General features: G+C 61.4%; 21 protein-coding genes. 7 read left to right on the plus strand and 14 right to left on the minus strand.

The genetic code is table 11. The annotated features are described in order from the left end of the window. Window positions 1–214: 214 nt before the first annotated feature. The gene (locus AC1DON_RS05345) at window positions 215–1,270 is read right to left on the minus strand and encodes a 1,9-bis(guanidino)-5-aza-nonane synthase (RefSeq protein ID WP_476933717.1); all 1,056 of its coding nucleotides are present in this window, start codon (window positions 1,268–1,270) and stop codon (window positions 215–217) included. A gap of 169 nt (window positions 1,271–1,439) precedes the next feature. Beyond that, the gene (locus AC1DON_RS05350) at window positions 1,440–2,711 is read right to left on the minus strand and encodes a type III PLP-dependent enzyme (protein ID WP_476933718.1); all 1,272 of its coding nucleotides are present in this window, start codon (window positions 2,709–2,711) and stop codon (window positions 1,440–1,442) included. A gap of 276 nt (window positions 2,712–2,987) precedes the next feature. On the opposite strand from AC1DON_RS05350, the gene AC1DON_RS05355 reads away from it, so the two are divergent. Both AC1DON_RS05355 and AC1DON_RS05360 read left to right on the plus strand, forming a co-directional pair. After that, window positions 2,988–5,033 carry a family 43 glycosylhydrolase gene (locus AC1DON_RS05355; protein ID WP_476933719.1) on the plus strand — a complete coding sequence of 682 codons (2,046 nt, stop codon included), beginning with the start codon at window positions 2,988–2,990 and terminating at the stop codon, window positions 5,031–5,033. 135 nt (window positions 5,034–5,168) lie between these two features. Further along, window positions 5,169–6,125 (plus strand): complex I NDUFA9 subunit family protein, encoded by a 957-nt coding sequence (locus AC1DON_RS05360; RefSeq protein WP_476933720.1) that lies wholly within the window; start codon window positions 5,169–5,171, stop codon window positions 6,123–6,125. A 31-nt stretch (window positions 6,126–6,156) separates the two neighbouring features. Here the strand turns inward: AC1DON_RS05360 and AC1DON_RS05365 are convergent, their stop codons facing one another. Next, window positions 6,157–7,224 (minus strand): glycosyltransferase family 4 protein, encoded by a 1,068-nt coding sequence (locus AC1DON_RS05365; RefSeq protein ID WP_476933721.1) that lies wholly within the window; start codon window positions 7,222–7,224, stop codon window positions 6,157–6,159. A 402-nt stretch (window positions 7,225–7,626) separates the two neighbouring features. Between AC1DON_RS05365 and AC1DON_RS05370 the strand changes: the two genes are divergently transcribed. From AC1DON_RS05370 to AC1DON_RS05390, 5 genes are all read left to right on the plus strand, one after another. Further along, entirely contained in the window at window positions 7,627–8,283 is a 657-nt protein-coding gene (locus tag AC1DON_RS05370) for a TetR/AcrR family transcriptional regulator (RefSeq protein ID WP_476933722.1), read from the plus strand. Between the two features lie 120 nt (window positions 8,284–8,403). Continuing rightward, complete coding sequence (locus tag AC1DON_RS05375; RefSeq protein ID WP_476933723.1) at window positions 8,404–9,948, plus strand: PQQ-dependent sugar dehydrogenase; 1,545 nt, start codon at window positions 8,404–8,406, stop codon at window positions 9,946–9,948. A 32-nt stretch (window positions 9,949–9,980) separates the two neighbouring features. After that, complete coding sequence (gene panD, locus AC1DON_RS05380; protein WP_476933724.1) at window positions 9,981–10,349, plus strand: aspartate 1-decarboxylase; 369 nt, start codon at window positions 9,981–9,983, stop codon at window positions 10,347–10,349. 204 nt (window positions 10,350–10,553) lie between these two features. After that, the gene (locus AC1DON_RS05385; protein ID WP_476933725.1) at window positions 10,554–12,422 is read left to right on the plus strand and encodes a ribonucleoside-diphosphate reductase subunit alpha; all 1,869 of its coding nucleotides are present in this window, start codon (window positions 10,554–10,556) and stop codon (window positions 12,420–12,422) included. Between the two features lie 150 nt (window positions 12,423–12,572). Beyond that, window positions 12,573–12,875 carry a glycine zipper domain-containing protein gene (locus tag AC1DON_RS05390; protein WP_476933726.1) on the plus strand — a complete coding sequence of 101 codons (303 nt, stop codon included), beginning with the start codon at window positions 12,573–12,575 and terminating at the stop codon, window positions 12,873–12,875. Window positions 12,876–12,877: 2 nt separating this feature from the next. Here the strand turns inward: AC1DON_RS05390 and AC1DON_RS05395 are convergent, their stop codons facing one another. The 11 genes from AC1DON_RS05395 to AC1DON_RS05445 all read right to left on the minus strand — a co-directional run bounded on the left by AC1DON_RS05395 (window position 12,878) and on the right by AC1DON_RS05445 (window position 22,824). Next, entirely contained in the window at window positions 12,878–13,906 is a 1,029-nt protein-coding gene (locus AC1DON_RS05395; RefSeq protein WP_476933727.1) for a type II secretion system F family protein, read from the minus strand. 9 nt (window positions 13,907–13,915) lie between these two features. Next, window positions 13,916–14,908, minus strand: a complete 993-nt coding sequence (locus tag AC1DON_RS05400) for a type II secretion system F family protein (protein WP_476933728.1) — start codon at window positions 14,906–14,908, stop codon at window positions 13,916–13,918. 87 nt (window positions 14,909–14,995) lie between these two features. Next, window positions 14,996–16,627 (minus strand): CpaF family protein, encoded by a 1,632-nt coding sequence (locus tag AC1DON_RS05405; protein WP_476933729.1) that lies wholly within the window; start codon window positions 16,625–16,627, stop codon window positions 14,996–14,998. 13 nt (window positions 16,628–16,640) lie between these two features. Then, window positions 16,641–18,134 (minus strand): CpaE/TadZ family protein, encoded by a 1,494-nt coding sequence (locus AC1DON_RS05410; RefSeq protein ID WP_476933929.1) that lies wholly within the window; start codon window positions 18,132–18,134, stop codon window positions 16,641–16,643. An 87-nt stretch (window positions 18,135–18,221) separates the two neighbouring features. Continuing rightward, the gene (locus AC1DON_RS05415; protein WP_476933730.1) at window positions 18,222–18,899 is read right to left on the minus strand and encodes a CpaD family pilus assembly protein; all 678 of its coding nucleotides are present in this window, start codon (window positions 18,897–18,899) and stop codon (window positions 18,222–18,224) included. Between the two features lie 8 nt (window positions 18,900–18,907). Continuing rightward, on the minus strand, window positions 18,908–20,350 hold the full coding sequence (locus AC1DON_RS05420) for a type II and III secretion system protein family protein (RefSeq protein WP_476933731.1): 1,443 nt from the start codon (window positions 20,348–20,350) through the stop codon (window positions 18,908–18,910). Next, window positions 20,347–21,276 (minus strand): Flp pilus assembly protein CpaB, encoded by a 930-nt coding sequence (cpaB, locus tag AC1DON_RS05425; RefSeq protein WP_476933732.1) that lies wholly within the window; start codon window positions 21,274–21,276, stop codon window positions 20,347–20,349. Before cpaB ends, AC1DON_RS05420 begins: the two co-directional genes overlap by 4 nt. Window positions 21,277–21,449: 173 nt before the next feature. Then, the gene (locus tag AC1DON_RS05430) at window positions 21,450–21,962 is read right to left on the minus strand and encodes an A24 family peptidase (RefSeq protein WP_476933733.1); all 513 of its coding nucleotides are present in this window, start codon (window positions 21,960–21,962) and stop codon (window positions 21,450–21,452) included. Between the two features lie 137 nt (window positions 21,963–22,099). Further along, the gene (locus AC1DON_RS05435) at window positions 22,100–22,267 is read right to left on the minus strand and encodes a Flp family type IVb pilin (protein ID WP_476933734.1); all 168 of its coding nucleotides are present in this window, start codon (window positions 22,265–22,267) and stop codon (window positions 22,100–22,102) included. Between the two features lie 67 nt (window positions 22,268–22,334). Continuing rightward, entirely contained in the window at window positions 22,335–22,499 is a 165-nt protein-coding gene (locus AC1DON_RS05440) for a Flp family type IVb pilin (RefSeq protein WP_476933735.1), read from the minus strand. Window positions 22,500–22,659: 160 nt separating this feature from the next. After that, a complete protein-coding gene (locus tag AC1DON_RS05445) occupies window positions 22,660–22,824 on the minus strand; it encodes a Flp family type IVb pilin (protein ID WP_476933736.1) in 165 nt (54 codons plus the stop codon). Between the last annotated feature and the right edge of the window lie 162 nt (window positions 22,825–22,986).

The raw sequence follows: 22,986 nt of genomic DNA on the forward strand, positions 1-22,986 counted from the left end.
CATAGCCAGAACGCAAAACGGAGACCATTGGGGGGCAATGGTCTCCGTCGCATGCCACCGGTTTCGAGGGGGGGGATGATCCCGGTGACGAACTTGTAGGCCCAGTCTACGTCGAAGTAGAAAACGACTCGTTAATACGAGTCACCGCCTTGACCCTCTAAGTAAACCTTTCTGTTCGTAAGGCAAGTGTGCAGTGCAAAAAAATTGATCACACTTACTTGAACAGCTTAGCCCAGTTGGGCTTGGTGCGGTTTTTCCACGCGCCGCGGTGGTAGGCATCGGAGCCGATCAGCGGCACAACAGTTGTCGCTTCAGCGAAAACCATCTGCTCGTAGGTGGTCGAAACCTTGCCCCACGACGCCGCTTCCTTGAGCGTTGATGACGAACACGCACCATCGCGCACATCTGCGACGGTGATCTGTACGGCGTACTTGTGCATGTCGGCTTCGACACCAAGGATTTCGGCGCAAACGACCGTGTCCTGGGCGAAGTTCTTGGGCACACCGCCGCCGACCATGAACAGTCCGGTGGTGCCGGCAGCGATCTTGATATCCGTCAGTTCACGGAAGTCCGCCACGGCGTCGATCATCAGGTAGGGCTTGCCTTCCTTGATGCGTTCCTTCTGGTGCTTGACCAGGCCGAAACCGGCCGACGAGTCGACAAAGGCCGGGCAGAAGATCGGCACGCCTTCCTCAAAGGCGGTCTGGATCAGCGAGCCAGGCTTCTTGGCATTGCCTTCCGACAGCCACTTGCCCATTTCCCAGATGAATTCGCGCGAGGAATAGCCGCGCGGCTCAAGACGGTTGCAGATCTCGAGGATCGTGTGGTCGCACGCCTGCAGCTCTTCTTCGTCGATATAGGTGTCGTAGATGCGGTCGATATAGTTGTCGCGCAGGACGTTGTCATCGACGGGGCCGGCAGCCTGGTAGTGCTTGAAGCCGAGCGCTTCGAAGAAGTCCATGTCGACGATCGAAGCGCCGGTAGCGACGACGGCGTCGATCATGCCGAACTTCACCATGTCACGATAGACGTGCATGCAGCCGCCAGCCGAGGTCGAACCGGCCAGGATGAGCCATGGCGAGCAGGTTGTGTCTTCCAGCGCCATGTTGAAGATGTCGGCGGCGCGGGCGGTGTCGCGCGACGAGAACGACATCTTGCGCATCGAATCGATGATCGGACGGGCGTCGTAGGAGGTGATGTCAACGTGCTCGACGGTTTCGGCGAGCAGGCTGGCCTTCATGTTGGATTGCGGCTTGGTTTCAGCGTTCATCTCTTGATCCTTTGAGAAGAGGAAAAGGTGGACGCCCGTCATTTCCCCTTGACCCCCCAGACGGTGCGATGGGGAGGGTATTGGTGTGTCCCGAGGCTTAGCCGCCGGAAATCGCGGCTCCTATAGCGGATAGGGGCCGCCTTGGCAAACAAAGGTTTTGTAAAGGGGGTCAGGCTTTCGCCTTGACCCGCTTCTTACCGCGCTTGCCGCCCTTGGGACGGTTCAGGCGCACGACCTTGTTGTCGTCGGCTTCCATAAGGCCGCGCGGATTGTTGATCGAGCGCGGACCCAGGCCGAACAGCGACGCCATCGGCGCATCGTCCAGGAAGACGGTTTCCGTCTCGCCATAGCCGTTGAAACGCGTGCCCATGGTGACGCCATAGGCGCCCAGCATGCCGATTTCGACGTAATCGCCTTCTTCAACGTCGGCCGGCAGCCAGAACGGGCCGGGCATCGAGTCGATCGAGTCGCAGGTCGGACCATAGAAGCGGAAGGGCTTCAACGTGTCCGACTCAGCGTCGTCCTGGCGGTGCAGGCGCACGGGGAAGGGCCACTTGGCGTGGGTCGCGTCGAACAGGTTACCGTAGGAGCCGTCATTGAGGTACAGGGCGTCACCCTTGCGCAGCTCGACCTTGGTCAGGACCGAGGTCGATTCCGCCACAAGTGCGCGGCCGGGCTCGGCCCAAAGCTGGGTTTCCTCATGCACCTTCATTTCGTCAAAGGCGCGGTTGATGACGTCCATATATTCGGACAGGGCCGGCGGGACCATGCCCGGATAGACTGACGGGAAGCCGCCGCCGACATCGACGACGTCGGCAAAGACGCCGGCGCGGACGAGCGAACGCGAAGCTGCGGCCATGGCGGCAGCATAGGCGGTCGGGCGCATGCACTGCGAACCGACGTGGAAGGACACGCCCATCAGGCCCGATGTAGCCTGACGCGTCGCCATCAGCAGCGACGGGGCTTCGTGGCTCTGGGCGCCGAACTTGTTGGTCAGGGGCAGGTTGGAGCCTTCGCCCGAAGTCGCCAGGCGCACGATCAGGTTCAGGTCCTTGGCATTGCCGGTGGCTTGCAGAATCTTGGCCAGCTCTTCGTGTGTATCGAGGCTGAAGGTGCGGACGCCATAATCGAAATAGGCCTGGGCGATGGCGACACGGCTCTTGACCGGGTGCATAAAGGCCAGTCGTGCCGAAGGCAGGGTCGAACGGACCAGTTGGACTTCGTTGAGCGATGCGACGTCGAACGAGCGCACGCCAGCGGCCCAAAGCGTTTCAAGCACCCACGGCGAAGGGTTCGCCTTGACTGCGTAGAACAAATCGCCTTTGAAATTGGCCTGGAACCATTGCGCCGCAACAGTTACGGGCGCACGACGCACGAGGGCGACGGGACGTTCCGGTGGCTGCTTGCGGACCAGGTCCAGGGCGGAAGTGTATTGATCCACTTCGGTACCCCGATTGATAGTGTTAAACCCAGACCGGCGTTAGCAGCGTTGCATAAGCCTCATGCCAAAAAGTGGACACCACTTTTTGGGTGAACATGAGGCGAACTTTTGGAACTCTAGGGGTCCGCCGGAAGAAGGCCACATATAGGACTATTATCTTCCATGTAAAGAGCCAATTTGCGCCTGTAACTATCGTTGATTTTCAATTGTCAGACATAAGGGTTGAGGCGCGCAGCTATCTGGCCTAGTCTCCCGGAAAAACAGGGAGAACGAGACATGCGTACGGTATTGACGGCTGTGATGGCGGGGCTGATGCTGGCGGGAGCGGCCGTGGCGGCTGAACCGGGCAAGACATGGCCAAAGACGTGGACTGCCGATAATGGCAATGGCACCTTCACCAATCCCTTGTTCTACGACGAATTTTCCGATCCCGACATAATCCGTGTCGGCGATGACTACTACATGGCCGGCACGACCATGCACGCCATGCCGGGCGTGCCGCTCTTGCATTCAAAAGACTTGGTCAACTGGACCTTCATGTCCTACGCGCTCGACAAGCTGGATCTGGGACCGCAGTTCCGGCTGGAGGATGGCAAGTCGATCTACGGCCAGGGCATCTGGGCGCCATGCCTCCGCTATCACAACGGCACCTTCTATATCTTCAGCAATGTCAACGGCCAGAAGACGCAGCTGTTTACCGCCACGGATCCCAAGGGGCCATGGACGCGGCAGGAGATGAAGCAGTCTTTCCACGATCTCTCCGTGCTGTTCGAGGATGACGGCAAGGCCTATGCCATCTGGGGCTATCAGGGCATCAAGATGGTGCAGTTGACCGACGACCTGCTGGACGCCGTGCCCGGTACCGAGCGCGAGATTATCCCCGCCAGCGCCGGCATGGGCGAGGGCCTGCATTTCTACAAGTTCAATGGCAAGTACTTCATCACCTCGGCCTGGTACGAAGGCCGGATGCGCATGCCAGCGGCCCGCGCCGACAGCATCAACGGTCCTTACGAGGTCAACAAGGCGATCAGCATCGATGAGGATTTCGGTTTGATGCAAGGCAATCGCCTGGCCGACATCTGGGGCCGAAGCGATACAGGGCCATTTAAGATCAACCCGCCCAATCCCGCTCCCGACGGCCGCATGTCCCTGCACCAGGGCGGTCTCGTCCAGGGCCAAAACGGCGAGTGGTGGGGCTTTTCGATGATGGACTATAACTCCGTCGGGCGTCTGACCAGCCTGTCACCGATCACCTGGAAGGACGGCTGGCCTTATTTCGGCCTGCCGGGCAATCTGGGCCGGACGCCGCGCACCTGGGTCAAGCCCGCGTCGAAAACACCGCAGGCGCCGCACGCTCCCTATGAACGCAGTGATGACTTTTCAGGCAGCAGCCTGAAGGCGGTCTGGCAATGGAACCACGTGCCGGTTAATGAACAATGGTCGCTGACGGCGCGGCCGGGCTATCTGCGGCTGAATACCCTGCCGTCGGATAATTTCTGGCAGGCGCGTAACACGCTGACCCAGCGCGCCATCGGCCCGCAGTCGCAGCCGACCGTGGTGCTAGATGTATCGGGTCTGAAGGACGGCGATGTGGCGGGTTTGGCGCTGCTGAACCGGCCCTATACCTGGATTGGCGTCGAGAAAACGGCGAAGGGGCTTTCGGTCACGCAGTTCGATCAGACGAGCGGCAAGACGCTACGCGCGCCGTTGAAAGGTACGCGCGTGTGGCTGCGCGCCGACGCCGATTTCCTGAAAGAAAAGGCGCAGCTGTCGTGGTCCAATAATGGGAAGATCTTTACCCCGATGGGGCCGGAATTCACGATGGCCTTCCAGCTCAAGACCTTCCAGGGCGTGCGCTACAGCCTGTTTGCCTATAACGCTTCGGGCGCAACGGGCGGCCATGCCGATTTCGACGCCATTACGGTCCATGAAGCACATCCGAACGGACTGATGCGGCCGATTCCGCTCGGCAAGACGATCACCCTGACCTCCTATGGCGCCAAGACCGGCCTGTCGGCGGCAGCGACCAAGGGTACGCCTGGAACCTATGCGATCGAAGACATGGGACTCGGCCGCGTTGCGCTGAAAACCGGCGGCAAGTACGTCACGGTCGCTGCGGATGCCGGTGTCGGCCTGTCCGCCGGCAAGCCCGGTACGGCCCAGAGCTTCCAGTGGATCGAAACGCCCTATGGCGAGCTGGTGCTAATGTCGCTAGCGACGAACCGCTTCCTGCGCATCGACCCCGCGACGGGCGTGGTTATGGCCGACAGCCCGGGACCGCAGTCCGACGGTAAGGACGGCGTGCGCTTTATCTGGAAATAGGTCGCGTACAAAAGACCTGTAACAGACAATCGGCGGCGGGTTTTCGACACATCCTGTTGCGAAGCCAGACACCTTGGGTTATCGAGGCGTAACGCGTTTCAAAGCGTGTGACGCAGGTTTTTCAGGAAAGCGGTCATGGTACAGTTGGTCACGGTTTTCGGTGGTTCGGGCTTTGTCGGCAAACAGGTCGTGCGAGCACTCGCCAAACAGGGCTGGCGCGTTCGCGTCGCCGTCCGCCGTGCCGTCGAAGCCTATGACCTCAAGCCCGCCGGCGATGTTGGCCAGATTCAGGTCACGCGTTGCGATATCCGCAAGGAATCCGAGATCGCCAAGGCGCTGGAAGGCGCCGATGCCTGCGTCAACCTGGTCGGTGTCATGTATCAGAAGGGCGGCCAGAGCTTTGACGCCATTCACCGCGCCGCCGCGAGCTGTATCGCTGCGGCCTGTGCGACGCGCGGCATTCGCAACCTGGTGCAGATGTCGGCGCTTGGCGCCAAGCCTGACGCGGCGTCGAGCTATTATGCCTCGAAGGGCCGGGGCGAAGAGGTCGTGCGCCGTCATGTCCCGACGGCCGTCGTCCTGCGCCCGTCGGTGATCTTCGGCAATGGCGACAGCTTCTTCACCATGCTGGCGACGCAGGTCAAGCTGTTCCCGGTCCTGCCGGCGATCGATGGCGCTCATACGAAATTTCAGCCGGTCTACGTCGCCGATGTCGCGGCAGCCGTGGCGCGCACGCTCGGCAACGAAAACGCCTATGGCCAGACCTACGAGCTGGGCGGCCCTGAAGTCTTCGCCTTCAAGGACCTGCTGCGCTATGTCGGCAATGAAGTGATGAGCCCGCGCCCGCTGGTTTATCTGCCGGGCTTCGCCGCCAGCCTGATCGGTGTCGGTGGCGATATCCTGGGGGCGATTACGCCGCTGACGCCGTTCCTGACCTCGGACCAGGTGCTTATGCTGCAAACCGATAATACGGTCGCCAAGGGCGCCAAGGGTTTCCGTGATCTGGATATCGCGCCGACCGCGGTCGAATCGATCGTGCCGACCTATCTGTGGCGCTTCCGCAAAAACGGCCAGTTCGCGGTTCCGGCATAAAGCTTATAGACCCCAAACCCAGAAACCGAAGCTACGCCCGCTTCGGCTTCCGCCGCGTCAGGTGCCGCAACCGGTTCCACAGTTTTGTCTTCGCCGGCTCCGGATAGGGCTGCAGATTGCGGATGAACTCCTCCGCGCACGCCCGCCAGGAAAACTTCTCGGCATAGGCACGCACCGCCGCACGGTCGAGCTTCAGCGCTTCCTCGATGGCGATTTTCAGGTCGTCATTAATCGCGCCGGCATTAGACCCCGGAATCAGGTCGATCGGACCGTGCGCGGGAAAGGCGGCCACAGGCGTGCCCGCCGCCATGGCCTCGATGATCACCAGCCCGAAGGTGTCGGTCAGCGACGGAAACACGAAGACGTCGGAATCGCAGTAGTATCGCGCCAGTTCCTCGCCGAAACGCGGACCCGCAAATACCACGTCCGGATACTTGACCCGGAGTTCCTCCAGTTGCGGGCCGCCGCCGACAATAACCTTGGTGCCGGGTACGTCGAGCGACAGGAAGGCCTCGATATTCTTTTCGACCGCGACCCGGCCGACATAGGTCATGATCGGGCGCGGCAGGTCGCCATTGATCGGCTCCAGTCCCGGCCGGAACATGACGGTGTCGACGCCGCGCGTCCACGGTGAGATATTGCGGAAACCGCGTGATTCCAGATCGTTCTGAAGCGTCGGTGTCGCCACCATTACCCGCCCCGACGGCCGGTGAAACCAGCGCATGATCGAATAGCCGACGCTCAGGGGGATGGGCAGGCGGGCCGAGACATATTCCGGGAACTTGGTATGATAGCTGGTCGTGAAGGGCAGTTTCCATTCCTGGCAGACCCGGCGCGCCGCAAAGCCGACCGGCCCTTCGGTGGCGATATGGATGGCATCCGGCTCGTAGTCCTGGATGATCTCACGCACCTCTTCGTAACAGCCCAGCGCCAGCTTGACCTCCGGATAGTCCGGCCAGGAAATCGTCTTGAACTGGTTATAGTCGACGATCTTGAACGCGTGGCCCAGCTTCTCGCACTCTTCGATCGTGCGTTTAAGCGTCGTTACAACGCCATTGACCTGGGGTTCCCACGCATCGGTGGCCAGCAAGATACGCAAAGTGTATGCCTTGGATAAGGTTAGTTCCGCCGGTCTGGATCGTGCTGCGTTTTGAAGGAAACGCAGCACGATCCAGACTTCTTAGTGTTCGCATGCTTGGTCCGAAAAACCGGTTTCCACTTTTTCGGAGCATGCTCTAAATGCCCTATTTCCTTCCGGCTTGGCAAGTCCGCGTATGCGTGATGCGTCCAGGTCACCCTAACCCTTTCCGCAAAGGGACTGGACGCCGTGCAAACGGTCGCCTCCTGGCAGCAATTTTTGCACTGCACAAAATGACAGTTGCGTCGAAATTATATAATTATCACAGCTGTTATGCTTGCCTTAGCCTCCAAATGCCTTTATTTTAAAGGAAGGGGTCGCGCTTCCTTGCCACGGGAAATGAGCGGGCTAAGGAAAATCTGTATGAGCGATCGACAAAAGCCTGCGCAAGTGCGTGATAGCAGTCCCTCCAAGGATACCCCGAAGTCACGCCGCACGCGGATCCAGATCCTCGAAACCTCCATGCGCCTGTTCGCCGAACTGGGTTATGACCGCGCCGGTAATGCCGCCATCGCCGAAGCCTGCGGGTTAACGCGCGGGGCCATGCTTTACCACTTCCCCACGCGCGAGGACCTTGTCGAAGCCGCGGCGTGGCACATCCAGGCCGCGCGGGAAGCCGCCTTCGAAGCCGAAGCCAAGAAGCTGAAGCCCGGCCAGGATGCGCTTGACGGGGCAATCGACGCCTACTGGCGCCTGCTCAGCTCGGTGCCGTTCGCTGCGTTCCTGGCGCTGGAACGCGCCGCACGCCAGGACGCGGACGTCGCCAGGTCGATCCGTCCTGCGCAGGAAGCTTTCGACCGCGGCGCCATGGGCAATGCCACGCCGGGCTTTATCATGGCCGGCAGCGACGCCCGTTTCCAGGCCAGCCGCGACCTGGCCCGCTTCGCACTCGACGGCATGCATCGCGCCGCCCTGACCTACGAACAGGATGGGCGCGTCGAAGCTGTGCTCACGGTGATCAAGCGCGCCGTTCATATGCTGAACCGCAAGGGCGATATTACCGATCTCTGGCACGACTAAAGCGTGATAAGCTATACGTACGGTCGAAGTTTACCTTACGCGCTTGTGATCGCCACGCGGCTTCGCAACCCACCGGCCAGGGACTATAGATGACGGGTTAACGTCGCCATGGAGCCCGCCATGAAGTCCCGTTCGCGTATCTCTCTGACAACATTATGCGTCGTCCTCACCGCTTGTGGCGGCGGCGGATCGGGCAGTGGCGGTTCCGGCGGTGGGGGAAGTGGTGGTGGCTCCGCAACGCCAGTCATCAGTTCCGCGGCCAGTGCTACGGCAGCCGAAAACGCGACAGGTACAGTCTATACGGTGGCGGCGACCGATGCCGATAGCAGTACCTTGACCTACGGACTGGGTGCCGGCGGTGACGCGGCCGATTTCACCATCAATGCGACGACCGGCGCCGTCAGCTTTGCAAGGGGCCCGAACTTCGAATGGCCGGCGGACGCCAATCGCGACAATGTCTATGACCTGACGGTGACCGCGTCGGACGGCACCCACACCGCATCGCGCGCCATCATCATCACGGTTGAAAACCGGGCCGGACGCGTTTCGACGCGGCGCATAGGCCAGGCTTTCTCAGCCCCGGTGTTCGTGTTCGGCCGTGGTGATGGCTCGGACCGCATTCTGGTCGTCGAGAAGGGCGGCCTGATCAAGGTCCATGACCCGGTGACCGGCGTAACCGAAGCGGGCGCCTTCCTCGATATCCGCAGCGACATCTCGACCGACGGCGAACGCGGGCTTCTGGGCGCAGTCCTGGCGCCCGACTTCGCCACCAGCGGCATCCTGTATGTCTGTGTCACGGCAAAGGATGGCGCGGTGCAGATCCGCAAATTCACCGTCACTGGTGGCGCGACCACGGGCACCGGCGACATTATCCTGTCCGTTCCGCATGCGACAGCCAACAACCACAATGGCGGCTGGATCGGCTTTGATGCCGCCGGCAATCTCGTCCTGGCGGTGGGTGATGGCGGCGGCGCCGGCGACCCCGAAGGCGATGCGCAGAATACCAACTCGTTGCTGGGCAAGATTCTGCGTATCGATCCGCGCACGGATGCCTATCCGGCGGACGCCAACCGTGACTACGCCATTCCCGCCGGCAATCCGTTTGCGTCGGGCAGCGGCGGCGTACCGGAGGTCTGGCACTGGGGCGTGCGCAATCCGTTCCGCAACAGCTTCGACAAGACGACTGGCAACTTCTATATCGGGGATGTCGGTCAGGGCGCGATGGAAGAGGTCAACCTGGCGCGTCCATCCGATCCGGGCCTGAACTATGGCTGGAATATCCGTGAAGGCACCTTGCCCTACAGCGCCGGATCGACGGTGGGCCTGACGGAACCTGTGATCGCCTATGCGCAAGGGGCGGGGCCTTTGCAGGGACGCACCGTGATCGGCGGCTACGTCTATCGCGGTCCGGTGGTCGCCCTGCGCGGCCAGTATGTCTTTGGTGACTACATCAATCGCCGCCTGTGGTCCCTTGCGGCGTCATCGATTGCACAGGGAACGACACTGACTGGCGCACAGTTCACCGACCGGACCTCGGCTTTCGTGCCGGGCGCCGGCGCGATTGGTGCGATGAGCAGCTTCGGAGAAGATGATATGTCGAACCTGTACATCATCGACTACGACGGTGAGATTTTCCTGGTGGACGAGGTCGAAGAGGCACCGTAAGGCAACGCATCCAGTTTTCGGCGAGAAAAGTCATGCGTCATTGTCTGCGTTCCAAAATTCACAACGCCTACGTCACCGAAGCCAATCTGGCCTATATCGGCTCGATCACGATCGACGAGGCACTGATGGACGCCGTTGGCCTGTGGGAGGGCGAGCGCGTGCTGGTCGTGTCCAACACCTCGGGCCACCGGCTGGAGACCTATGTCATCAAGGGTGAGCGCGATTCGGGCGTCATCGCGATGAATGGCGCGGCCGCGCACCTGATCAGCGAATCCGAGCAGATCATCATCATGGGGTTTGAGCTCACCGATACACCGATTATCCCCAGTGTCGTGCTGGTTGACCGTCACAACAGGCTTGACCGCTACCTGTCCGAAGGTCCTGCCCAAACGGTGTCATGATTCTTTCACAGGAATCGTGATTCAGGCGAAATTTTGTGCATCGCGTCCAAGCCCTTGAGACGTTTGGAAAAAGCGAAAATTTAAGCTTCCATTAACTAAAAACTTCGTTTCAAGCCATTGACGAAGCAGGCTGATTTGCCCCCATATATCGACATGTGGGGTTGTTGAGACACTACATGTAGTTATTAACAGGCAGGTAAGATTATGTCAGTGAGCGATGCAGCTAAGCGTGAAACGACGGCCTACAAGGCGGGGACTGTGGTTCGACCTAAGGCAAGACCGGAATTCAAGCTGGTGCGCAAGGTTGCTACCGATCCCTCGCGTGACGCGCTGCTGACGGACTTCGGCAAGACGACCCTGGACGACCGCTACCTGCTGCCCGGCGAATCCTATCAGGACATGTTTGCCCGCGTTGCCACGACTTATGCTGACGACGCCGACCACGCCCAGCGCGTCTACGACTACATTTCCCGCCTGTGGTTCATGCCGGCGACGCCGGTCCTGTCGAACGGAGGCGCGGCACGCGGCCTGCCGATCTCGTGCTTCCTGAACGCTGTGCCCGACAACCTGGAAGGCATTGTCGGCACCTGGAATGAAAACGTCGCCCTGGCCTCGAACGGCGGCGGCATCGGCACCTACTGGGGCAGCGTCCGTTCGATCGGCGAAAAGGTAAAGGGCGCCGGCCAGACTTCGGGCATCATCCCCTTTATCCGCGTTATGGACTCGCTGACCCTGGCGATCAGCCAAGGTTCGCTGCGCCGCGGTTCGGCTGCGGTTTATATCGATGTCTTCCATCCGGAAATCGAAGAGTTCCTCGAAATCCGCAAGCCGTCGGGTGACTTCAACCGCAAGTCCCTGAACCTGCACCACGGCATCGCCATCACCGACGAATTCATGGAAGCCGTTCGTGACGGCGCGCCGTTCGGCCTGCGCTCGCCCAAGAACGACGAAATCATCAAATACATTGACGCCCGTTCGCTGTGGCAGAAGATCCTGGAAATCCGCCTGCAGACCGGCGAGCCCTACCTGATCTTTTCCGACACTGTGAACCGCGCCATGCCGTTGCACCAGCGCGAACTGGGCCTGAAGGTCCGCCAGTCGAACCTGTGCTCGGAAATCATGCTGCATACCGGCCCGGATCACCGTGGCCAGGACCGCACCGCCGTCTGCTGCCTGTCGTCGGTCAACGCCGAGACCTTCCTGGAATGGCGCAATGAGCCGATGTTCATCGAGGACGTCATGCGCTTCCTGGACAATGTTCTGGAAGACTTCATCCAGACCGCGCCGAACGCGATGGATGCCGCTGTTTATTCAGCGATGTGCGAACGCTCGGTCGGCCTCGGCCTGATGGGCTTCCACTCGTTCCTGCAAAGCCAGGGCGTGGCGTTTGAATCGGCTATGGCCAAGTCGTGGAACATGCGCCTGTTCAAGCACCTGCGCCGCGAAGCCGACAAGGCCTCGGTCATGCTGGCCCACGAGCGTGGCGCCTGCAAGGACGCCGAAGAGCGCGGCGTCATGGAACGCTTCTCGCACAAGCTGGCCATCGCGCCGACGGCTTCGATCTCGATCATCTGTGGCGGGACCTCTGCCGGTATCGAGCCGATCCCGGCCAACATCTATACGCACAAGACCCTGTCGGGTTCCTTCGCCGTCAAGAACCCTTATCTGGTCGACCTGCTGGAGCAAAAGGGCCAGGACGTCTCGGAAATCTGGGACTCGATCGTCCAGCATGAAGGCTCGGTCCAGCACCTCGACTTCCTGACGCAAGATGAGAAGGACCTGTTCAAGACGGCTTTCGAAATCGACCAGCGCTGGGTCGTTGAACTGGCCGCAGACCGTACGCCGGAAATCTGCCAGTCGCAGTCGCTGAACATTTTCCTGCCGGGTGATGTCGACAAGTGGGACCTGCACATGCTGCATTTCACCGCGTGGGAGCAGGGCCTGAAGTCGCTCTACTATCTCCGCTCCAAGTCGGTCCAGCGTGCTTCGCACGCCGGCGCGGAAGACAAGGAAGTGGTCGAGAAGATGGAAACCCCGCGCACGGATTACGAAGAGTGCCTGGCGTGCCAGTAAAAGCGATTTAGCGTTAAGGAATACAAGGGCGTGGCGCTGAAAAAGCCCACGCCTTTCTTACTTTTGACGTGCCATAATCTCACCGCATCCCGATCCTTGCGAGGCTAGGGTTTTTGTTCGTGAACAGGTTAGACACAGGAGTGGGTACCCATGTCGCTGTCTCCCCGGGCCCGTGCAGCGGCCAGCAAGCTCAAGACGTTCAGCGCCGATGACGTCCAGTCCATCTCGGAAATGATCAAGCACGAGGTCAGTCACGCAACCGACCTGGTGGCTGAACGCGCCCGTCAGGCCGAGGCGCGCATTCGTCAGTTGACGGAATATGCCGGTGACGATCTTGGGCGGCTGAACCGCACGGCGACACAGCGCATTCGCGAACATCCGCTGCAATCAAGCCTGCTGGCTCTTGGCCTGGGGCTGGTGATCGGCATGTTGCTGGCGGCGGCCAGGCGCTAACTCTATTTCTTGTCGGTTGTCGCCTTGTCCGAAATGACGGGCGCGTCTGGCTGCTTCTTCTGGGTGTCGCTGATGCGGATGAAGACCGGGCCCAGGATGACCAGGAACAGCACCGGTAGGAAGAAGATGATCATCGGTACGGTCAACTGCGCCGGCAGGGCGGCGGCTTTCTTTTCGGCGGCGGCCAGGCGCAGTTCGCGGTTTTCCTTGGCCATGACGCGGAGCGCGGTGCCGAGCGGGGTACCGTACTTTTCGGCCTGGATCATGGCCGTACACACGGCCTTGATGCCGGGGTGGGCCGTCCGTTTGGCGAGACCTTCATAGGCCTGGCGGCGCTCGGGCAGGTAGCTCAGTTCGGCCACCAGCAGTGACAGCTCTTCCGCCAGCTCGATGGAGGAAGGCCCCAGTTCGGCGCTGACCTTCTGGAGCGCGGCTTCGATCGACATGCCGGCCTCGACGCAGATCAGCATCAGGTCGAGTGCATCGGGGAAGGCCGACACAATCGATTCCCGACGCTTCGCTGCCATGTTGGAAATATACATGTTGGGCGCGTAATACCCTGCCACGAACGCGCCGACAGCGATCAGAAACTTGATGTTCATTTCAAGCTTCACGACGTTCAGAACAAACAGATACAATACCGCCAGCAGGCCAAAGACGAAAGGCGTCGACAGGCGGAAGAAATAGAAGGTCGAAATCGGCTTGGGGCCGCGGAAACCGGCGGTTGCCAGCTTTTCGACGACCTTTGGATCCTCCAGGAGGGTCTTGAGGTTCAGTTTTTCGACCAGCGCCTTATAGGGGCTGGTGTCCTGATGGCGCAGCGAACTGCCGCCCGACGACACGTTCTGGCGCGACATGCGGCGCAGCTCTTCACGGCGTTGCCCGACCGCCTTCATGCGCTTCTCGAACTGCTCGTCGACGACCATGCCCTTCATCAGCGTCATGACCGATATGGCAGCCAGTGCCGCCACGCCCCCTGCGATCAGGGTCGACGGGTTCATGATGAATTGTGCGACGTCCGTAAGCCCCATGATGATCACCTACATTTTAAAGTTGATCATCTTGCGCATCGCAAGGATGCCAAGCGTCATCCACACGATGCCACCCAGCAGCATGAGCTGGCCGCGCGGATCGGTGAACATCGGGACGAGGTATTCCGGCCGGGTGAGGGTGATCATGGTGCCGACGGCGGGCGGCAGCGAGCCGATGATGCTGGCCGAAGCGATGGCTTCCGATGACAGGGCCTTGATCTTTTCACGCATCAGCTTGCGCGCACGCAGGACAGCCGACAGGTTGCCGAGCGCTTCGGCCAGGTTGCCGCCGGTCTTGGACTGAATGGCGATGACGATGGTGAAAAAGCGCAATTCCGGTGACTGGATGGTCTCGCTCATCTTTTCCAATCCACCTTCCAGCGACATGCCGACGCCGACGTTTTCAATCAGGCGCTGGAATTCCGGACCCAGCGGTGCGGTGCTTTCCTTGGCGACGATCTTCAGGCCGTCATTGACCGGCAGGCCCGACTTGATGCCGCGGACGATGATGTCCATGGCATTGGGAAATTCCTCGGTGAACTTCTTGAGGCGCCCTGCGGCAATGAAACTCAGGATCCAGCGCGGCACGCCGTAGCCGAAGGCGAAGGCGGCGCCCGCGCTGATGAGCAGCTTGAGCATGATCTGCATCTTAAGCAGCAGGACCGGGACCAGGAAGGCGACGCCGCCCAATATGGCGCTGTAGATCATGAACTGCATGATGTTCGGCGTCAGACCGGCATAGAGCATGCGGGCACGCAGGGTCAGGCGCTTCTTGCGCTCCTGCTTTTCCGCGGCCTTGAGCTGCTCGCTGATCTGCTTGCGGCGTTCTTCGGGCGTCTTGGCGGCGCCCTTCTGACGCTTGGCGCGTGTTGCCTGGCGCGTGCCGATGGCGGCGGCGCGCTTGGTCAGGGCCGGCGAGCTCGACGGTCCGCTGGTGAACACAAAACCGAGACTGGCCAGAATGATAAAGCCCAGGAAGGCAACGGCAATCGTCATTAGCATGGCGCTAACGCTCCGCCGTCTGAGCGCGAGCATGGCGCTAACGCTTCGCTCCTTGAACGCGAAAACGATTGAGCCTTACGCGTACGCTTACTCCGCGGCATCGAGCGCCTCCGCGAGTTCGCGTTCGAGGCCGTAATACTTGGCGCGGTCCCAGAAGCGCGGGCGGCCGATGCCTGTCGAACGGTGGCGGCCGATGATCTTGCCTTCCTTGTTTTCCCCTTCGATCTCGTAGAGGAAAAGGTCCTGGGTAATGATGACATCGCCTTCCAGGCCGAGCACTTCGGTAACGTGGGTGATGCGGCGCGAACCGTCGCGCAGGCGGGCAGCCTGGATGATGAGGTCGATCGAACCGACGATCATTTCGCGGATGGTCTTCGACGGCAGGCCGTAGCCGCCCATGGTGATCATGGATTCGAGACGCGAGACGGCTTCACGCGGGCTGTTGGCGTGGAGTGTACCCATCGAGCCGTCGTGGCCAGTATTCATGGCCTGGAGCAGGTCGAACGCTTCAGGGCCCCGGACTTCACCGACGATGATGCGTTCAGGGCGCATACGCAGACAGTTCTTGACCAGGTCGCGCATGTTGATCATGCCCTGGCCTTCGAGGTTGGGGGGGCGGGTTTCCAGGCGGACGACGTGTGGCTGCTGAAGCTGCAGTTCGGCGGCGTCTTCGCAGGTCACGACGCGTTCGGTCGGATCGATGAAGGCGGTCATGGTGTTGAGCAGGGTCGTCTTGCCCGAGCCAGTACCGCCAGAGATCAGGACGTTGCAGCGCGATGCTCCGATAACGCCCAGCACGCGTGCGCCTTCCGGACTGATGGAGCCGAACTCCACCAGGTTGCGCATGGTCAGCTTGTCTTTTTTGAACTTCCGGATGGTCAGGGTCGGACCGTCAAGCGACAGTGGCGGCGCGATAACGTTAACGCGCGACCCGTCCGGCAGACGGGCGTCGCAGATCGGCGAGCTTTCGTCGACGCGGCGGCCGACCTGGCTGACGATGCGCTGACAGATGTTCATCAGCTGCTGGTTGTCGCGGAAACGGACATTGGTCAGCTGGACCTTGCCGTTGACTTCGATGAAGACCCGGTGGGCGCCGTTGACCATGATGTCGGCAATGTCATCGCGCGCCAGCAAAGGTTCAAGCGGGCCATAGCCGAGGACGTCGTTGATGATGTCCTGGACCAGGTTGTCCTGTTCCGACACCGACATCGACACGTTCTTGATCGCGACCAGTTCGGCGACGATGTCGCGTATTTCCTCGGACGCCGCCTTGTGATCGAGCGAAGCCAGCTGGCTCAGGTCGATCGTGTTCAGCAGGGCGTTGAAGATGGCGGTCTTGGTCGCGTGGTAATAGTCGGACTGCTCGCGGACGATCTCGGTGACCGCCTGCGCCTTGTTCATCTGCTCGAGACCGGCGGCCAGCTTGGCTTTCGCGGCGGCAGGGGCTGCGCCCCCGACACGTTTTTCCTGGTTCAGTTCAGGGAGGGGCGCTGCCGTGGCGTCAGGCTTTGCCTTGGCGTCAAGCGCCTGCGGGCGCGTTGCCGTGTCGTTCCCCGACGCGGCAGGAGGTGGCCCGGCATTGCTAAGAGCCTGGGGCTTGGCTGCCGGTGACGCCACGGCTTCACGCGCGGCTGCGACGGCCGACGAAGCCGGGCTGGCTGCCGCCGGTGCGGGCGCGGCGGGCCTCTTGTCCTGATCGGTCGGTCGTTTGCCAAACACTGAGCTTGTGCCCTTACTTCTTGAACAGGGATTGCAGGAAGGACTTCTTCGGCTTGACCTCCGGCGTACGGCCGGTGATGAGCGCAGTCAACTGGGTCAGAGCCTCGCCGACCTTGGAAGCCGCGCCGACCTCAGCGATCATCTGGCCGTTGTTCGACGCCTGGCCGAACAGCTTGGCGTCGAACGGGATCAGGCAACAGGGTTCCAGACCCAGGGCCGCGGTAAAGTCCTTGACGGGGATTTCCGGACGGCCGGGCACTTCCATCTGGTTCAGGACGAGGCGGGGCGCCTGGTCGTTGGGACGGGCGGCCTTGAGCAGGTCGATGATGTTCTTGGCGTTGCGCAACGAAGCCAGGTCAGGCGTGGCGACGATGACGACGTCGTCGGCAGCGATCAGGTTCTGCCTGAGCCACGGCGTCCAGACGTGAGGCAGGTCCATGACAATGAAGGGCGCGGCCGAGCGGACCTTGCGCGTGACCTCGTCATAGGCCTCGGTATCGGCGGTGAAGTCCTGGTCGAGCGTGGCCGGCGCCGAGAACAGCGACAGGCGCTCCGAACACTTGATCAGCATGCGGTCGAGCAGGACGGAATCGAGGCGTTCGGGCTCATTGAGCGCATCGGCGACGCCCTGGAGCGGGTCCTGGTTGAAATCGAGCCCGGCCGTGCCGAACGGCAGGTCATAGTCAACGATGACCGTATTGGCCTGCATGGCTTCGGCCAGGTTATAGGCAAAGTTGTGGGCGATCGACGACGAACCAGCGCCGCCGCGTGCGCCGACAAAGGCGATGGCGCGGCCGACGAACGGCGTTTCGGGGTCGTTGTACAGCGAGGCTACGGTCTTGATGAGTTGCAGCGGCGAAACCGGTGCGACCATGTATTCCGACACGCCCTGGCGCATCAGTTCGCGATACAGCGAAATGTCGTTGGTCTGCCCGACGACGACGACCTTGGTATTGGCGTCACAGACTTCGGCCAGTTGCGCCAGCTGATCCAGCATGTCGCGGCCGCGCGCATTGCTCTCGACGAACAACAGCGACGGGGTTGGCTCGCTGCGATAGGTATCGACGGCTTCCATGATGCCGCCGCGCTTGACGACGCACTGGGCGCGGGTCATGCGGCGATCCAGCGAGGCCGTGTCGCAGGCCTGCACACTGTCTTCGGAGTCGGGGAAGAAGTGGATGGCGATGCGCGGGATCGAGATGGCGCCGATATCGTCGTCGCCGCCCAGGGCATAGCCTGGCGCCTGCGGCTGGGGTGTCACGCCAGCGAAGGCCTGGCGCGTCGTATGCGGTACGGGTTCAAGATCGTCGTCGAAAGGATCGCGCGTGACGGGGCCGTCGTCATACGGCGTTTCCAGCGCCGGATCGATCTCGGGCGTGCCGAAGCCGTCGCCGCTCTCCTTGAAGTCCGCGCTCTTAAAGTCAGAGGCCTTGTAATCGGTGACGAATTCGTCGTCGATGTCATCGATGCTGTCAAAGGGATCGTTCAACTTGGCCGGATTAGGCATGTCATCGCTCGTTTTGGCATCGCTATGTAGGGCGATCTGGGGGACTGCACGCATTGTTACGCTACTCATGTACGCACTGACTTAAGATTACTGGACGGCGTCGGAAATCGTGCCCTGCGCCTGATCGTCCTTGGCCGACGACGTGACTTCACCCTTGCGGTATTTGGCGAGGGTTTCCGACTTGCGCAGGGCGTCGGACGAAGTCGCCCGCGCCGCGCGATCGATGTCGCGCGGATCTGCGATCTGTGCAGCCAGGTTGGAGTTTACGGCGCAGCCGAAATTGGCATAGGTGTCGTTCGACCGGGTCGCCGTCAGGTTTTCCCAGGTCTGGTTGCAGGCGTAGACGACCGAGCGGGAGAAGGTCATGTTGACCGTGACGATGTCCGCCGGCTGTTCGGGCTTGCTGGTCTGACTGAGTGATTCGGCGGGCACGTCGTGCCGGGCCAGGTAGTCGCCGATCACGCGGCCGGCCGCCACGGCGCCCGGTTCCCCGGCGGTGACGATATCGACATCGACCGAGTCGCCGCGCGTCCAGCTGGCGTCGTCAGCCACCTGATCGAGCGCGCGGCGCTGGTTTTCAGACAGGCCGCCCGGATTGACGCGGAACGAGACGGTGCGCACCTGGCGTTCGGCCATCAAAGGATACTGGTCGGTCGGCAGGGCGGGGCGCTCGGCAGTGGTGTCGGACTGGCCAGTCGTGGCGCAGGCGCCAAGTGCCATCAGGGGTGCCAGGAGGGCAAGAAGACGGACGGGAGAATGGGTCATGATGCGTCCTATTCGATCACGTAGCCGACTGGGGCGGAGTAGGCGGGCGGCGTGTCAGTGTCGGAGGCCACTTCGCCGTTGCGCGCCTTGATGACCTTGTTGACCCGGCCCATGAAGACGGCCTGAAGGTCGTGCGCGACGTGCAGGTTATCGGCAGGCGTCTGATAGTCCCCCGGCGCGCCGGGCTGAACGATATATGGCGTGACGATGATGACCAGCTCGGTCTCCTCGTTCAGGAAGTCGCGCGAGCGGAACAGAGTGCCCAGGATAGGCAGCGACACCAGGCCCGGCAGGGCGTCCACCGACTGCTTGTATTTTTGCTGCAGCAGGCCTGCGATCATCATCGACGATCCCGACTGCATTTCGACCGTGTCCTCGGCGCGGCGCACCGACAGGGCCGGCAGCGTCAGGGTCGAGTTCAGTTGCAGGGCGCCCAGGTTCGACAGTTCGGAGACCTCGGTGGAGATCTTCAGCGATACGCGGCCCGACGACAGGACAACCGGGGTAAAGCCGAGGCCGACACCGAAAGGCTTGAAGTCGACCGTGACACGGCCCTGATTGTCCTGGGCGACCGGAACGGGGAACTCGCCGCCGACCAGGAACTTGGCGGCTTCACCCGACACCGAGGTCAGGTTTGGTTCGGCCAGCGTACGGACCAGGCCAACGCGTTCGAACGCATTGACGTTGGATTCGATCGACAGGCCCAGAGGACGCGAATCCTCGTAGCCGATGGAGCCTCCGCCCAGGAGCTTGTTGTTGACGCCGTAGGTCGTGTTCGTCGCCATGCCGAAGCGCACGCCGTTGGAATTGGTGACGCTGAGCAGGTGGTCGAATCCGAGCTGCTTGATCGTGTTGCGGTTGATCTCGACGATGCGGACCTTGAGTGTCACCTGGTCCTTGCCGGCGATGCTGATCAGGTTGACCACGTCCTCCGGCTTGCCGGCGAAGCCCTGCGCCAGGCGGAAGATCTGGTCGGCTTCGGCGTTGTTGCGCGCCATGCCGCTGAGCACGACCTTGCCGGCCAGGCTCTGGACCTCAACCTTGCTGTCGGGGAAGAGGCGGGTGACGGCGTCGGCCAGGTGATCGGTCGACGTGTCGACGCGGATCTGGAGGTTGAGGATCTGGCGGCCCGAAGCGTCGAAGAAGATGGCGTCGCTCTGGCCGGCGTCGACGCCCAGGACGAAGATGCGGCGCGGCGTCCGCAGCACGGCGTCGGCGACGGCCGGGTTAGACACGAAGACATCGGCGGCGTCGGCAGGCAGGTCGATGACCGCCGAGCGGCCCTTGGGCAGGTTCAGGATCTGCGACTTGACCGCGGTGCTTTGCATGCCCTTCACGCTTGCCTTGCCAGGGCCTGTGTCAGGCGCGGCATGCGCAGCGATCGGTACGGCAGAGGCCGCCAGGACGGCGGCAAGGACCAGCGAGGCGGCCGGGAGTTTTTTCGGGTTCATCGCGTCACCAGCACATCTGAGGACTGACCGTTTCGGAAGATACGGACGCTGCCGTCGCCGCCAGTCGGAAGGGCGGTTACGATCCCGGACGGGCCGGATGCGTCGGCATAGGAGCGCAGCATCAGAGAGAGCGTGCCGGATGCCTTGGCCAGCACCAGCGCCTGGCCATCGACAGGTGCGACCTCCAGGGTGGCGGTGGCCCCGATCAGGTTCTGCTTCTCCTCGGTATTGACCTGCTGGTCGATAGCGAGGACGCGGATATTGCGCAGCACCGGCTGGACGCTGTCCACCGTGCCGCTGCCGCCGGCGCGGGGCGTCTGATGGGTCACCAGGATATCGACACGGTCGCCTGGCAGGATGAAGCCGCCGGCTGTGTTGTCAACGCTGACCGGGACGGCGACGGCGCGCATGCCGGGCGCCAGCATGACAGCCATGAAGCCACCTTGGTCGGCGCGGACGACCTTGGCTTCGATGATCGGTTCATTGGCCAGGATATCTTCGCGGGCCACCGAGCCGACCAGGGCCGTCTTGGCATTGGGACCCAGGGTCCGCTTGGCGGCTGCGGCGATATCGTTGCCGGCTTGCTGCGCCTTGCTGGCCGCGTCTTCGCTGCCATTAGCCGGTGTGCTCACGGATGCGGGCTCAGGCGCCGGCGCGACGGGCTGGTCGGTAATATAGGCAGGGGTGACCATGGTGGCGGGCCAGTCCTGCCAGCGAAGGTCGCCTTCGGCGATATGCTCGCCGGCCTTGATGTTGCGATTGGCGACCAGGACATGCGCGGAGGCGACGGCCGCGGGTGCGGGCGCCGCTGGCGTGGCGGTGGCTTCGGTCGTCGCCTTGCCGCCGATCATGCCGCGAACGAGAAAGAACAGCAGGATACCGGCAATGGCTGCTATGCCCAGTACGACGTATCGTGACGTCTTCATTGCACCCGATTCCCCAAAAGCGCTGGCCCTCGGACCGGCGGGACGCGCCGGCCGGGAGGGAGGTTGTGAATTTTCAGGACATTGTTGGCTTAAGGTTAGTTAACGTTCACCTAAGGAAATCGAAACGGTCTGCTTTTTCGTCGATTCCGGGCTTTTTCGCCGCTGTGCCGGAACTAGGCCAGTTTCAGCAACAGCGGTAGCAAGTCGCTGTGCTGCATGGCCAATAGACCACCGGCGCAGATCGCGACACCGTAGGGAATGTCGCCCTTTTCCTGAAGGTGGCGGCCGAGATTGGCCGGCAGCACGCCGGCATAATGGCCGTACAGCTTGCGCGCACTGAGCAGTATCAGGGTCAGGGCGCCGCCGGCCAGGGCGGTATAGATTAACAGGGCAATGAAGCCGTCCAGTCCCAGCCACAGGGCCGCAGCGGCAATCAGCTTGGCGTCGCCGCCGCCCATCAGGCGGAAGGCGAACAGGACGATGCCGAGCACGAGACCAGCCAGCCCCAGGCCAAGATGCATGGCCCAGCCTTCCCAGCCCAGGCCCGTCAGCAGAGCCACCGGCACGAAGGCCAGGGCCAGGCCGATATTCAGCCGGTTTGGAATGGTCATCGACTCGATGTCGCTCTTCGCCGCCCAGCACAGGCAGAAAGGATAGGCGAGCGCGAAGAGGAGCGGGATCAGCACGGGCGAGGTCTTTCCATGTTCAATCAGTCGGGTAAATCTAGCCAAGGCCGATTAAGGAAGGCCTTACGGCGGGGATTTTCATACAAAAAAGCCGCGGAGGACCCCGCGGCTCGGACAGATACTCTGGATAAGGGATCTTAGCTTGTGGCACCGCTGATCGCATCACCGATCTTCTTGTACAGGCCGCCCATGCTGTCACCGTAGGAGTACAGGGCGGTCACGATGGCGAGAAACAGCAGGCCGCAAATCAAAGCGTATTCGATTGCTGTCGCGCCTCTGTCATCATTTAAAAAACGCTTCAGCATGGGACGACCGATGATTTGCAATAAGGGATGCGCGCTCCATCGGGAGCGCGCATTATTGTAAGCCGACTTAGTCGACGGCGTCGTTGACCTTGGTGAAGGTCGCCGAGAGATTGGTGCCGACCGAAGTCACGATCGTGATGATGGCAACGGCGATCAGGGCGGCAATCAGACCATACTCAATGGCCGTAGCGCCAGATTCGTTTTGAGCAAACCTGTTCAGAAACTTGGTCATAACTGTCTCCTTGGACGATTAGATAAAATGTAGGCAGGTGAGCCGTTGCCAAAGACCGTTCCGGTCGACTACGCGGCACGTAGCTCTCCGCATCAGGTAACCAATGCACTAACCAAAAATGCGCGCTGCCTTCCGGAAGCGCGCATTCTTACGGGTCGTATTAGTCGACGGCGTTGTTCACCTTGGTGAAGGTCGCCGACAGGTTGGTGCCGACCGAGGTCACGATCGTGATGATGGCAACGGCGATCAGGGCGGCGATCAGGCCGTATTCAATAGCAGTGGCGCCCGATTGGTCTTGAGCGAAGGTCTTGAAGAACTTGGTCATGGGAAACTCCTGGAAGGGATTGTCAGATTAGGTTGGCAAGTGAGCCGTATTTTGCATCGGGTTGGACCGGCTTGACGGCTCATTTGCTCCCGAACACGAGATCACAATAAGAAACCATGATTAAGGCCAAGTAAACAATCAGGTTTTTATAAAAATAATCTA

Source organism: Asticcacaulis sp. P4_H10 (assembly GCF_056400965.1).